Consider the following 13,895-nt stretch of genomic DNA (forward strand, 5'->3'; position numbering starts at 1 on the left):
ATAACCAACCATGACTAAAACAAACGCGACCGATCCATCCCAAATGCAAGCAGAAGAGCTGCTGTCTTTTCTGGAAGAGGGAGGCACGCTAAAAATGTTGCACGATGTGTCTCAGGACACCATCGAACACATTTATGCCGTAGGTTACAACTTTTTCCAATCGGGAAAGATTGAGCAAGCAGCGAAAGTATTTCAATTACTCAGCATGCTTGATCATTATCAGGCGCGATTTTTCATTGGCCTCGGCGCGGCTCGTCAGGAGTTGGGTGAGTATCTGCAGGCAATAGACGCCTACAGCTACGCAGCGCTAGTGGACGTAAATGATCCACGTCCACCTTTTCACTCTGCTGAATGTCACCTGAAACTGGAACAACTGACAGAAGCAGAGAGTGGGTTTTACAGCGCGAAGGAGATGTCTGCCGGAAAATCACAATATGCAGATTTGCATGAGCGTGCAGGCATCATGTTAGAAGCGGTGAGAAATAAAAAGGAGTAATTAGACTATGAGTTCTATTGCACTTGACCGCATCCAGACACAGGTTTATAGCCCTGAATCTGGCCAAGCCACGTTAGATAACGTGCAGAAAACGGCGTCTACAGCGACGCCTTCTGTGACGGTAGAAAACGTGAAGAGTAAAGATGCAGATGTACTGAACACCGGAAAAGTAAAAGTTCAGTTAGATGCACCTAACGCAGCTGTTAGCGACAAAGTGAATGATTTGACGCTAAAAGCCATGGCACAGCTGCAAAAGATCGTCGATACCATTGCAAAATCTCTCCATGCAGTTGCAGATCAAACAGGTTCGATTGCAGTCAAAATCATCGCAGGTTCTGCTGATGATTTTGAAGTAGAGCTTGCTGCTATCACGGATAAACTGAAAAGTGCTCAAAACGAGCTGAAAATTCAGGAAGTGAAGGTCGCAAAAGCTAAGCACGAAAAAGAGATGGTGGAAAACCAAGACAAAATCAAAGAATCGGAAGCCGCTGCAAAAGAAGCCCAAAAATCAGGCTTAGCAGCGAAGATCTTTGGTTGGATCAGTGCGGTGGTTTCTATTGTTGTTGGTGCCGTAATGGTGGCAACGGGTGTTGGTGCAGCAGCTGGTGCTCTTATGATCGCTGGTGGCGTCATGGGAGCAGTGAGTATGGCGCTGCAAGAGCCAGCCGTTCAAGATGCGCTAAAAGAAGCGGGCGTAAATGTCGATGTGCTAAACAAAGTCGTAATGGCATTAGAAATCGCAGTCGCGGTTATCGGAGCTGTTGTGACGTTTGGTGGTGCAGCAGCTGGCGGTATCGCGAAACTTGCAGCAAAAGGTGCTGGCAAGATAGCTCAAAAGGTCACAGAAATCGCTACGAAAACAGCTGCAAATATGGCGAAAGTGGCGGACATGGGCTCAAAAGCCGCGACAACGACCGCAAAAGCGATTCGTTACGGAGCAGAAACTGTCGATATTGCCGTCAACGTAGGTAAAGGCGCTACGGACAGTGTTCATGCCGCTAACAATGCTCACGTAACTGAGATTCAGGCAGATATCACGGACCTTCGCGCCAAAATGACCTTAAGCCAGGCCGTCATCGACAAGCTTAAAGAAGAAATTGGCAAGTTGATGGAAGATTTCCAAGAGCTGATGAGCGTCATCATGCAAATGATCCAAGCGAAAAGTGAAACCATGCAAACGGTGTTAAGCCGTCCTGCAACGGTATAAGGAGTTTATTATGCTAGATAAAGTAGGCGGAACGGGACGCGGCGAACTGTATGGTTTAGGCGATACCATTAAAACCAACAAAGCAGAAAAAGCGCCGGAAACAAAGCTTGAAGCAGGCGCCGTTAAAAGCCAAAGTGAGTCAGGTGTTTCTGGTGCAGCACGCTACCAGTTAGAGACGCCTAAAGCTCCTACAGTGAGTAACCAAGCTCAAGTTGTTGCAAACCTAATGAGCGCTCTTGCACCGACGGTGAGCTCATTAATGAGCACAACGATGAAAGCGCTTAACGGTGAGGAGGTGATCAAGTCACCATCAGATGCGGTATCACAATCGTTGACGCTATTAACATTGTTGTATCAAGTATCAAAGCTGAGCCGTGAGCAGCAAGTGCTACAACGTGAAATTGCTGTTGAAGCAAACGTCGCGAGTTTAGAAAGCCAAGCGGCAGAACTAAACAACTCGGCAAGTGCGATGATCGCGATGGCAGTCGTTTCGGGTGTATTAGCGGGTGCTACCGCAATTATTGGTGCCCTTGGTTCTTTCAAAGCAGGGAAAGAAATCAAGAATGAAATGGCGAGCAATAATGTACTGAAAACGCAAAAAGCTGGCTTCGATCAAGCAGAAGAGTTATTGAATAACAATAGCTTGTCTAAAACTCAGCAAGATCAGGTTAAGCGTGCGCACTCACTAGCGAAAGACAATATCGCAGACACGACAGCACAGCTGACAAGTGGTGGCCGTAAGTTCGATAAGTTGATGAGCTCAAACCAAGCGAAGAACGCTATTCTTCAAGCTTTGGGCCAGATGGCAAACTCAGCATCGAATGTAGAGCAAACCAAAGCGCAAGCGCGCAGCAAAGATGATGAAGTACAAGCGACTCGCGCACAAGCAGCCAAACAGAAAGCCGATGAAAACATTGGTTTCCAAGAAGGTTTATTGAAAGAGCTACGTGACTTGTTCCGTTCTATCTCAGATAGTCAGAACCAAGCGTGGCGAGCGTCAGTCCCAACGGTGTAACCGTCCATCTCATTAACTACAAAGCGTTGTTTATACAACGCTTTTTTTGTTTCAGTTATCTAAGCTAACAACTAGATATTGATACTTACTGAGGAATTGGTTTGTAACACAATATAACGTAGTTAAACATTTACTCTATCCCGCTTCCTTAGTAATCATCAATGATCTGATCATCATGCTAAAAGAGATTTATCTTGCATAGAAGTTGTTGTTTTTGTTGAATTCAGCTCAAAGTTATCACTCCATAGTGGCTTTGTTGCATAAAATTGAGTTAGAGTGTCATTATTACTCACAAAAAGTGTTTTTTGTAGTGGGAGTACTTAAAAGGAAAATATGGCGGTTCGACTGGTGAGTATTTGGGAACAGAATTATATAAAACTCAACTTAATAAGTAGTCGAAGATGGAAGATATCAGTTTAGCATCAGATTTAGTTATTTATCTGACTACGGTTGGAATTTTAGGTATATTCACTTGGGTTTTGTTTGTTATTTATTTGAAATCCAACTGGTTGAAGTATCTTGAAGATACTCTTGATAATGGAGTCCGATACTACACTCTGAATATATTCTTATCAGGTCAAGGTGTCCTACAATATGGCACTGTCTTTCTGAGCAAGTTTCATGCGAAACGGTATAAAATGCTAGAGAAGAGAGATAAAGTTCCAAAGCATATTAAACGATTATTTGTTCTCTCTTTCGTCTTGTTTATTTCAAGTGCCTCATGTCTTTTGTCTGGAGTTATAATTCATCATATTTATATAGAATAAAGGTTGTTTAAAAAGATTATTGTAATTGACCTGATTGTTTCTATTTAATAGATAATTTCGAATAGATATGTCTGCCTAAACATTTCATAAATGAAAAATTTTAAAAAGATTTAATTTTCTATGCGATACGGGTTGCGCTTACATCTTATATAGAGCCTTGTATGATGGCAGAATATGCTGATAAAAATGGTGATTGCTAAGCCAATCTGCAAGGATGAGAACTCAAACGTTATCAAATTGTTAACGGTTGCTATACTTAAACGGTCATCAACACAGGTAAAAAGGATGTTCAATGTTTAAGTTTAAGCAAATCGCACTTGCTGCTTCTTTAGCGGCACTCACAACTGGCTTTTCTGCGTCTGCGGAAGAAACGTTTGTCACGATTGGTACTGGTGGCGTAACAGGGGTTTATTATCCGACTGGTGGCGCTATTTGTCGCTTGGTTAACAAATCGCGAGAAGATCACGGTATCCGTTGTTCGGTAGAAAGTACCGGGGGATCGATTTATAACATCAACACCATTCGTGCTGGTGAATTGGATCTCGGTATCGCTCAATCAGACTGGCAGTATCATGCTTACAAAGGAACCAGTAAGTTTAAAGAAAGCGGGCCTTTTAAAGAACTACGCGCCGTATTCTCCGTTCATCCAGAACCGTTCACTGTCGTTGCACGTAAAGACGCGAACATCAAAACTTTTGATGATTTGAAAGGTAAGCGCGTCAATATTGGTAACCCTGGCTCTGGTCAACGAGGCACCATGGAAGTGTTAATGAGCCAGTATGGCTGGAGTAACGATGACTTTAAGCTTGTGTCTGAGTTAAAAGCAGCAGAGCAATCAAAAGCACTTTGTGATAACAAAATTGATGCGATGATTTATACCGTTGGTCACCCAAGTGGAGCGATTAAAGAAGCCACTACGTCGTGTGATAGTAATATCGTAACGGTAGCTGGACCTAATGTAGAAAAATTGGTTGCAGACAATAGCTTCTATCGTGTCGCAAATGTACCGGGTGGTATGTATCGTGGCACAGATAGTGATGTTCAAACCTTTGGTGTGGGTGCGACGTTTGTTTCCTCTACTGCTGTACCAGAAGATGTGGTTTATAACGTGGTTAAAGCGGTATTTGAAAACTTCGATGATTTCCGCCGTCTCCACCCAGCGTTTGCGAACTTGAAGAAAGAGGAAATGGTAAAAGACGGTTTATCTGCGCCTCTTCACCCAGGTGCGCTCAAATACTACAAAGAAGTAGGGCTGATTAAGTAACCGTTACTTTCTCTTCTTATTGATGTAAAACGCCATCTTTCTCGATTAATGCCACTCGTTTAACAGCGAGTGGCATATTTCTATTTCTCGTCATCCTGTACAGCGACGGAGGAGCGTGATACAGGATCTTCTATCCGAGCCCTTTATGGTCAAAATTGTTTCATTAGCCGCTCAGCGTACTGCTATTAGATCCCTAGTCACGCCAAGGCTCGCTGTAATGACACAAAAACCTCGTTCAGCGATCAGCATTAATCATTCGCGATGGCGTTTTTTATAGGAGTGTTATCTACATGTGCAAGTTTTACTTAAGCATAAACATCAATGAAAAAGTAGATAGTGATGAGAATAGAAGAAAGAGCAACAAACCCTTTAACATGATTGGGATTAAGTTGACGAGATACACGAGCTGCAAGATAACCACCCACCAACGTACCGACCAAAACAACGCTACCTGTGCGCCAGTCAATGGAACCATTCGCAACAAAAATCACGATAGCAATGAGTGAAACACACGTAGATACCAGCAATTTCAAACCGTTCATTAAATTAATGTCTTGGTGACCCGCTACTACCAGATAACTCAGAACAATAACCCCTAAACCTGCGTTAAAAAAACCACCGTAAACAGAGACACCAACAAGTAATAGGCCCAAAGCGATTGCTCCAAGTATTCCTGCGTGTTTGTGCTCTTTCGCGACAGTTTTGATAAGCATTGTTAAACGAGAACCAGTCAGGAAAAGCACGGTGGCAAACAATAGTAGCCAAGGAATGGCTTCCAAAAATAGCGATTCTGGTGTGTTGAGCAGCAGATATGCTCCGACAGCGCCACCTACTAAACTGAATGAGACTGTGAACAACAGTTCTTGCTTGTTCTTCATGATCTCTTCTCTGAAGCCAACGGCTCCGCTAATGTACCCTGCACATGAAGCATAAGTATTTGTTGCGTTGGCCATAATTGGAGGCACACCAACGGCCAATAGGGCCGGAAAAGTAATAAAGCTTCCGCCTCCCGCAATGGAGTTAATGATCCCACCAACTACGCCGGCAACGAATAAAAGCGCTAGTTCTAAAAGCATAAACAATCCTTGTTATGTTCTTTTTCATTGTTAGAGCTTTAGATGGCCCATCCCACATGCTCTAGTGTTCTGATATGAAGTTTACTTTACCCGCTCTAAAACAAAATTGTTCAGTTCTGTGACGTTTTTGATGACATGAACGGTTTTACTTTGAGAGTACCCTTCGAGACGAGACATAAAGTCATCATTCCAGAATGCAGGGCATTGCTGAAGAACTTTGTAGCTTTGTAATGTCCCTTTCAATACCGAACTGCCATCAGGCCAACCTTCGGGTTTAATGAATAGTCCTTTAAGGAGACGTTTCGTCACAAACCAATAGCTTACGGAGTATGGTAGATCAATATAAACGAGAGTATCGGCTGCATCTAAACGAGCATTAAAGGAGCTGATAGGCCCCAGACCATCTATGATCCAACGATCTGAGTGAAGTATATTGCTATGTGCTTCATCAAAAACGTTACGCTCAACGGGCTCACCGTTTGGTTTATAGACTATGGAATCTAATTGATGAAGAGGGAGATCGGTAGCAGACGCGATTGCTTTACTTATCGTCGATTTTCCGCTGCCGGGCTTACCAAAAACCGCTACTTTTTGCATGTGACCGCCTCCAAAAGAGTATTTCCCATACGGTAGAGACAGAAAACCCACCGCTATGGGTGGGTTCGATAAATATTGAGCGCATCAAATATCCCACCATTCCTATGGAATGATGATAATTCGTTGGTTAAGTTGCGCTAAGTGTGTATTCATGCAACTACTCTTATATATAGGCGATGACTTGTCAATATTGTTTTGCTTAATAAGTGAACGATTTGATAGGAGAAAGAAAAGCCATCGCGATGGATGGCTTTATCTAGGTTGAAAGAGACAGCTATTACTGCTCAACGCTCACTGGCTGTGCTTTAAACTTTTGAATCAGCTTTACGATTAGTGGACTTGCCAGTACCAATACGGCTAAAACAGTAAAGGTAAGGGTAATAGGGCGCTCCCATAGGAAACTCAATTCGCCGTCTGAAATCATTAATGCGCGGCGTAAGTTCTCTTCCATTAATCCCCCAAGGATGAAACCCAGCAATAAAGGCGCAAGTGGGAAGTTAGCGAGTCGAAGTGCAATGGCAGCCATAGCGACAATCAGCATCACGAACACATCCATGGTATTGAATGAGACCAAATAAACTCCGGTGATTGAGAAGAATAAAATCATCGGTAGAAGCACCGTTCTAGGCACCGCCAAAAGCTTTGAGATGTACGGAATCAACGGTAAGTTCAGGATCACGAGTACGATGTTGCCGAAGTACATGGAAATGATCACCGACCAGAACACGTCTGGGTGCTCAACAAACAGGCGAGGACCAGGTTGAATACCATAGGCGATCAGCGCGCCGAGCATAATAGCTGTCGTACCAGACCCCGGAATACCAAGCGTTAGCAGTGGAACAAATGAACCACTAGACGCTGCATTGTTCGCAGACTCTGGCGCGACCAAACCACGGATACTGCCTTTACCGAACTCTTCCTTTTTCTCTTTAGGTGCGAGGTTGCGCTCCATACCATAGCTTAAAAAAGCCGCAATGGTTGCTCCTGCGCCAGGAAGAACGCCAGTGAAGAAACCTAATATTGAAGAGCGAATTGAAACAGGCGCGACGTCTTTGATTTCTTCCTTTGTCACTTTCATTGAGCCAATGTTACTCAGCTTTTCCTGTTCTTCATCGCTGGTGTCTTTTGATGGTTTAAGAATGCCCATCAATGTTTCACCCAGTGCGAATGTCGCCATTGCTAGCAACAAGAAGCTAAAGCCATCCATTAAATCCGTTAAACCGAAGGTAAAGCGTTCAACGCCTACGCCTTTATCGATACCAACTGTAGATAGCATCAAACCAAGAATGGTCATCATCCATGCTTTGATGACCTGACCTTTCCCCGCAAAAGCCGCGACTGCTGATAACCCAAGCAGCATCAACGCAAAATAGTCTGACGATTGGAAGCTAAGTGAAACGCTAGCCAATGCTGGTGCTGCGACAAGTAACATAATGGCAGATAGCGTACCGCCAGTGAAAGAAGAATAAGCTGCCAAAGCTAATGCTTTACCTGCTTGGCCTTTTTGAGCCATTGGGTAGCCGTCGAATGCTGTCACCACGGTTGAAGAACAACCCGGCGCGTTAATTAAAATCGACGATGTAGAACCACCAAATACCGCACCGTAATAAACACCCGCCATCAAAATAAGGCCAGAGGAGGGCTCTAGGCCATAAGTAATTGGGATCATCAAAGCAATGGCTGAGATCGGCCCAAGCCCAGGTAACATGCCGATAAATGTACCGACGAAGCAACCAACGATCACCATCATGATGTTCATTGGCATTACTGCAGTGGATAAACCTTGTAGAATTCCATCTAACATAATTCAGTCCTTTCTTTGACTACCAGATGGTGAAAATCAAACCCGGTTCGAGGTAGATGTCCAAACCTTGAGTAAGTAATAAATAGAACGCGATCACGAATGGAAACGACGCGCCGAACAGAACGGGTTTACGTCTTTCCCCCAGCAGATAGAAGCCAGCCAATAAAAAGAAGCCAGTAGCTATAACAAAGCCTAGGTAAGTCAGGCCCACGCCGTACAGCGCCATCAAAACCAAGAAAGCGATCAGTAACTTCCAATTAAAGGTCAGCACCGCGCCACTTTGTTTATCTGGTTGTCCTGTTACCAGTAATAACAAAGAAAGGCCTGCACCAACGTAAGTCAGGATGGTTGGCAAAGTACGTGCGGTGAACGGTTCGTATTCATCACCAGGGAACAATGGAATTTGCGAGGTTTGATAACCGTAGCAAAGACAGAAGAGTAGAAAGATCATTGCGCCGACACGGTCACGACAGAGCAAATATTCTTTGGTGAAAAAGTTGGTTGAACGAGACATATTCAACTCCTAACAAAAATAAAAAAGACCGCATATGGACGTTAATGAATAAATTAAACCATTAACAATTAAGCATTTCGCTGCTAGTCGAGCTGCTTTGGGTATATAAACAAAGGAGTGTGCATGCCGATTGTCGACAATATCCATATACGGTGAAACTTAGAGTGCAAATACAGTTGGGGAAATACCAACCTCACGTTATTGGGTGAGGTTGGAATCTTAGGGACCCTGTTCGACTGTTACTTTAGGAAGCCTAACTCGCGCATTAGGTCACCCATTTGCTGCTCTTGCTCTTCAAGGAACGCGAAGAACGCTTTGTCCGCTTTGTAGTTGTCTATCCAACCATTGCGGTCACGGACGACTTGCCATTCGTCAGTGTTGTACATTTTGGTAAATGCTGCATTCCATTCATCCAGCTTTTCTTGGCTAGTACCTGGTGCAGCAAAGAATCCACGCCAGTTAGCGAAGACCGTTTCGTTACCATATTCTGTTAGCGTAGGGATGTTTGGTGCGGCTTCTAGGCGTTTTGGTGCAGTTACCGCTAGTACTTTGACTTGACCAGATTTTGACATCTCCAGTACTTCACCTAGGCCCGTAGAGAGCAGTTGAGTTTCGCCTGAAAGAAGGGCTGCCATGGCTTTACCGCCCGCATCGTAAGCGATGTAACGAACTTTACGCGCATCAAATCCTTCGCCTTTAAATGCGGCGGCAACGACGAGGTGGTCCATCGAGCCACGAGCAGAGCCACCCGCAATTTTCACTTTGCGAGGGTTAGATTCAAATGCTTTTACCACGTCTTCCCAAGAATTGTATGGCGAATCAACAGAGGCTACGATGGCACCGTAATCCGCAATGGTGGCTGCAACGGGAGTGAGATCTCTAAAGGATTGAGGGAAAATACCTGTTAGAGAGCGAACGACGATCGGTGTTGAATTCACCATCAGCGTATCTTCTTGGCGATCTGCCGTTTCAATCAAGTGCGCAATGGCTTTACCGCCGCCGCCACCAGAAAGGTTTTGGAAAGATACCGTCTCAACGATGTCTGATTTGAGTAGCACATCACCTGTACCTCGTGCGGTCATGTCCCAGCCGCCACCGGCACCTCCAGGGATCAAGAAATGCATTTTTTCTACATCAGCAGCAAAAGCGTTAAATGAAAATGAAGCTGCGATGATCGATGCGGCGAGCGTTGGTTTGATTACCTTTAACATGTTCACGTTCCTTATGTTGGTGACTCTATTTTTAGATGAGTCTTATTTTTGTTTCAGCTTTTAACTCGAACTGGATGCTGATGTGTCAAAGGTTAATCAAGTGTTAAATTGATGTCTTTAAAACGTCGATAAAGAGAATATTGAGCATAACGGGTATTTTGTTCATAAAGTTCACGCTGAAAAATTGGTTGCACATCACGCGTGCGTGCTAACAATTGCGTCATAATGGAATGACATCAAACGAATAAGGAAACAGAGAATGAAAGGGACATGTTTGTGCGGCGCTATTGAAGTGATCGCAGATGCTAAGAATGAAGTGAGTCTATGCCACTGCTCGATGTGTCGAAAATGGTCGAGTGGAGCACTCCATGCTGTGCATTGTGGTCCTAACGTAACGTTTAAGGGGGCCGAGCCAAAGCGTTATCAATCGTCTGACTGGGCGGTGAGAGGTTTTTGTGGCGAATGCGGCACAAACCTTTTCTATCATTTGTTACCGACAGGCGAGTACAGTCTCTCCGCTGGTTTGTTCGACAATCCAGATTTCAAACTCACATTAGAGATCTTTACCGATGAAAAGCCCGCGTATTATGACCTCAATCCCACCTCACAAAAGATGACATCGCAGCAAGTTTTTGAGCAATTTTCATCTAAAGAATAACCTTTTGTATCCTTAATTGTTCGACAGCTTAATTGTTTTTCTTTTATATCATAATATTAAGAGGTGTTTAGTTGTCGACAATTTGCTTTTTCTTTCGCAATTACCCCTCCATTTAGCTCGTAATAGATGATTTTCATCGATTTAAATTACGACCTTAGTCTAAATTGTCGACAATTTACTTGATTGTCGACACTTTGATCGGCTACTTTATATTCAGGTTAAGAAATTGTAGACATTTTGATGTCGGTAACGTGAGTATCTGAGTATGAACTCTGAGTTGAAAACTCGTTATAAAGTACTGGGTTCTGAGAAAGAACACACCAAGTCAGAAACACTGACAGAAACACTGATTGAAGTCATTGTGAATGGCGATGTTAAGCCTGGTCATAAAATCTCGGAGCCTGAACTGGCGAAGAAATATCAAGTCAGCCGTGGCCCTTTGCGTGAAGCATTAATGCGTTTAGAGGGGCTAGGGCTCATTGAACGTATTCCTCATGTCGGGGCTAGAGTGACCACTTTTTCTCCAGAAAAGCTGATAGAACTCTATGCGGTTCGCGAAGCGCTAGAAGGTATGGCGGCAAGGTTAGCAGCGCGACATATTACGCAAGAAGAGCTCTTGAGCTTGGAAATGCTATTGTCGACACATTCTAAGCACATCGATCAAGTGGAGGGAGCCTCTTACTTCCATCAGCATGGAGATTTTGATTTTCACTATCGCATCATCCAAGCAAGCCGAAACAGCAAGCTGATTTCTCTGCTGTGCGACGAGCTTTACCACTTGTTACGCATGTACCGCTATCAGTCACCGCGCGCGCAATCTCGTCCAAACGAAGCGCTGACTGAACACAAATTCATTCTGGAAGCCATCCGTAATCGCGATGAAGAGCTTGCAGAAATGCTGATGAGAAGACACATCTCAGGAAGTCGAAAGCTCATCCAATCGCAAATTATACATACAGAAAGTTTAGACAAAGACTAGAAGGAATTCGTCATGAGCTTAACACCGGGAGCGAAGTTCAGACTCGCTATTGAACAAAACAATCCGCTACAAATTGTTGGCACCATTAATCCTTACTGCGCCATGATGGCGAAAAATTTGGGGCATCAAGCGATTTATTTGTCTGGCGGCGGTATTGCAAACGCGTCATACGGATTGCCGGATCTCGGTATTACAACATTGAACGACGTACTGGTCGATGTTGACCGCATCACTAACGCGTGTGATTTACCGCTATTGGTCGACATCGACACCGGTTTTGGAGGCGCATTTAATATTGCCCGCACGATCAAAGCAATGGAAAAGGCGGGTGCTGCTGCGGTTCATATGGAAGACCAAGTCGCACAGAAACGTTGTGGGCATCGTCCGAACAAAGCAATTGTGAGCCAGCAAGAGATGGTTGATCGCGTAAAAGCCGCGGTTGACGCACGCAATGATGAAAGCTTTGTGATTATGGCTCGTACTGACGCGCTAGCTGTTGAAGGTATGGACAGTGCAATTGAGCGTGCGATTGCCTGTGTGGAAGCAGGCGCAGATATGATCTTCCCAGAAGCAATGACCAAGCTGGATCAGTACCTTCAGTTCTCAAACGCACTTGAGCAAGCAACTGGAAAGCACGTTCCTATTCTGGCGAACATTACCGAGTTCGGCGCAACGCCACTGTACGGCTGCGACGAGCTTGCAAAAGCGAAAGTCGATATGGTGCTTTACCCATTAAGTGCGTTCCGTGCGATGAACAAAGCCGCTGAAACGGTTTACAAGCATTTGCTAGAAGTGGGCAATCAGGAAGCTTTGGTTGATTCAATGCAAACACGCAAAGAGTTGTATCAGCACCTGAACTACCACGATTACGAAGACAAACTTGACCAGCTATTCTCTGAAGGAAAATAGCGGGAAAAGAAAAGATAGACGGAAGCCCAAGAAAAGATAATCGGAATTTATCTAATTCAATAACGTGAAATTCGTCTGGCTAAAAAACGCTCCAAAGAGGGCAAAGCCAGACAGAAAAGGAGTTCAAACAATGTCTCAAACTGCAGAAAAGAAAGCAGAGTTAGGTGGTGCAGGCCTACGCGGTCAAAGCGCTGGAAGCACAGCTTTATGTACTGTCGGAAAAACGGGGACCGGTCTGACTTATCGCGGTTACGATATTACTGACCTTGCCAATAATGCTCAATTTGAAGAAGTTGCACATCTTCTGTTACGCGGTCACTTACCAACTCAGAAAGAACTGGATGCGTACAAGACACATCTCTTAAACCTTCGCGGCTTACCAACTGAGCTTAAGCAAGCGTTAGAGCTTATTCCTGCTACTGCTCATCCAATGGATGTGATGCGCACTGGTTGTTCTGTGTTAGGAAACCTAGAGCAGGAAATGAGCTTCGATGAGCAATTGCATTCGACGGAACGTATGCTGGCGCTTTTCCCAGCTATCATCTGCTACTGGTATCGTTTTAGTCACGATGGCGTTCGTATCGATACAGAAGATCAAACCGAAGACTGCATCGGCGGTTACTTCTTGCGATTGCTTACAGATAAAGAGCCATCAGCGCTACACAAGCAAGTGATGCACTGTTCCTTAATCCTTTACGCTGAGCATGAATTCAACGCATCAACTTTTGCAGCGCGTGTTTGTGCATCAACGTTGTCAGACATTCATTCTTGTATCACGGCAGCAATCGGTACACTTCGTGGGCCACTTCACGGCGGCGCAAACGAAGCGGCGATGGAAATGATTGAAGATTGGCAAACGCCAGACGAGGCGGAAGCGAACATCATGAAAATGCTGGCCAACAAAGACAAGATCATGGGCTTTGGTCATGCCATCTATCGCGAAAGTGATCCTCGCAACGCGTTGATTAAGCGCTGGTCGAAAGAGCTGTCACAGCAAGTCGGTGATACACATCTATATGCTGTTTCTGAGCGTGTGGAATCAGTAATGAAGCGCGAAAAAGGTCTGTTCTGTAATGCGGACTTCTTCCATGCATCGGCGTACCACTTTATGGATATTCCGACCAAGCTGTTCACACCGATTTTCGTGATGAGCCGTTTAACTGGTTGGGCTGCACACGTTTATGAGCAACGTGCTAATAACCGCATCATTCGCCCAAGTGCTGATTACACGGGCCCAGACCATCAAGAATGGGTACCTATCGAGAATCGCTAGCGCGAAGGTCAATCAGGGCACATATGCTTTGATTGACCACCTCCTTCCTTTGTACCTCTCTCTTACAGAGGAAGGAGCCCCTCTCATCACGATGTTTCTGGAGCAATGGAAAACGTTGATGAAGG

Annotated in this window: 14 protein-coding genes; 9 read left to right on the forward strand and 5 right to left on the reverse strand. The window is 44.6% G+C overall.

The window, feature by feature from the left end; all coding sequences use genetic code 11:
- Positions 1–10: 10 nt before the first annotated feature.
- The 5 genes from vcrH (at position 11) to L3V27_RS08665 (ending at position 4,749) form a co-directional block, all read left to right on the forward strand.
- Positions 11–496 carry a SycD/LcrH family type III secretion system chaperone VcrH gene (gene vcrH, locus L3V27_RS08645; protein ID WP_005377258.1) on the forward strand — a complete coding sequence of 162 codons (486 nt, stop codon included), beginning with the start codon at positions 11–13 and terminating at the stop codon, positions 494–496.
- Between the two features lie 7 nt (positions 497–503).
- On the forward strand, positions 504–1,703 hold the full coding sequence (gene vopB, locus L3V27_RS08650; RefSeq protein WP_046874932.1) for a type III secretion system translocon subunit VopB: 1,200 nt from the start codon (positions 504–506) through the stop codon (positions 1,701–1,703).
- A gap of 10 nt (positions 1,704–1,713) precedes the next feature.
- Positions 1,714–2,718 carry a type III secretion system translocon subunit VopD gene (vopD, locus tag L3V27_RS08655; protein WP_005377262.1) on the forward strand — a complete coding sequence of 335 codons (1,005 nt, stop codon included), beginning with the start codon at positions 1,714–1,716 and terminating at the stop codon, positions 2,716–2,718.
- A 401-nt stretch (positions 2,719–3,119) separates the two neighbouring features.
- A complete protein-coding gene (locus L3V27_RS08660) occupies positions 3,120–3,485 on the forward strand; it encodes a hypothetical protein (protein WP_031780445.1) in 366 nt (121 codons plus the stop codon).
- Between the two features lie 292 nt (positions 3,486–3,777).
- Positions 3,778–4,749 carry a TAXI family TRAP transporter solute-binding subunit gene (locus L3V27_RS08665; RefSeq protein WP_006741544.1) on the forward strand — a complete coding sequence of 324 codons (972 nt, stop codon included), beginning with the start codon at positions 3,778–3,780 and terminating at the stop codon, positions 4,747–4,749.
- A 305-nt stretch (positions 4,750–5,054) separates the two neighbouring features.
- On the opposite strand, the gene L3V27_RS08670 is transcribed toward L3V27_RS08665, so the two are convergent.
- The 5 genes from L3V27_RS08670 to L3V27_RS08690 form a co-directional block, all read right to left on the reverse strand.
- Positions 5,055–5,825, reverse strand: a complete 771-nt coding sequence (locus L3V27_RS08670) for a sulfite exporter TauE/SafE family protein (RefSeq protein ID WP_237285257.1) — start codon at positions 5,823–5,825, stop codon at positions 5,055–5,057.
- Between the two features lie 81 nt (positions 5,826–5,906).
- Complete coding sequence (locus tag L3V27_RS08675; RefSeq protein WP_104971761.1) at positions 5,907–6,422, reverse strand: adenylate kinase; 516 nt, start codon at positions 6,420–6,422, stop codon at positions 5,907–5,909.
- Positions 6,423–6,699: 277 nt separating this feature from the next.
- Entirely contained in the window at positions 6,700–8,226 is a 1,527-nt protein-coding gene (locus L3V27_RS08680) for a tripartite tricarboxylate transporter permease (RefSeq protein WP_048626439.1), read from the reverse strand.
- Positions 8,227–8,245: 19 nt separating this feature from the next.
- A complete protein-coding gene (locus L3V27_RS08685; RefSeq protein WP_048626438.1) occupies positions 8,246–8,740 on the reverse strand; it encodes a tripartite tricarboxylate transporter TctB family protein in 495 nt (164 codons plus the stop codon).
- Between the two features lie 239 nt (positions 8,741–8,979).
- Positions 8,980–9,951 (reverse strand): tripartite tricarboxylate transporter substrate binding protein, encoded by a 972-nt coding sequence (locus tag L3V27_RS08690; protein WP_005395072.1) that lies wholly within the window; start codon positions 9,949–9,951, stop codon positions 8,980–8,982.
- 259 nt (positions 9,952–10,210) lie between these two features.
- Here L3V27_RS08690 and L3V27_RS08695 point away from each other — a divergent pair, with 259 nt between their 5' ends.
- The 4 genes from L3V27_RS08695 (at position 10,211) to prpC (ending at position 13,770) form a co-directional block, all read left to right on the forward strand.
- Complete coding sequence (locus tag L3V27_RS08695) at positions 10,211–10,609, forward strand: GFA family protein (protein WP_237311633.1); 399 nt, start codon at positions 10,211–10,213, stop codon at positions 10,607–10,609.
- Positions 10,610–10,874: 265 nt separating this feature from the next.
- Positions 10,875–11,588, forward strand: a complete 714-nt coding sequence (locus L3V27_RS08700) for a GntR family transcriptional regulator (protein ID WP_005395069.1) — start codon at positions 10,875–10,877, stop codon at positions 11,586–11,588.
- Between the two features lie 12 nt (positions 11,589–11,600).
- Positions 11,601–12,497 (forward strand): methylisocitrate lyase, encoded by an 897-nt coding sequence (gene prpB, locus L3V27_RS08705; protein WP_005395068.1) that lies wholly within the window; start codon positions 11,601–11,603, stop codon positions 12,495–12,497.
- A 130-nt stretch (positions 12,498–12,627) separates the two neighbouring features.
- Entirely contained in the window at positions 12,628–13,770 is a 1,143-nt protein-coding gene (gene prpC, locus L3V27_RS08710; RefSeq protein WP_012841784.1) for a 2-methylcitrate synthase, read from the forward strand.
- The last annotated feature ends 125 nt before the right edge of the window (positions 13,771–13,895 follow it).

This window comes from Vibrio sp. J2-3(2022) (genome assembly GCF_021725735.1).
In the GTDB taxonomy this organism is placed as follows: domain Bacteria; phylum Pseudomonadota; class Gammaproteobacteria; order Enterobacterales; family Vibrionaceae; genus Vibrio; species Vibrio diabolicus.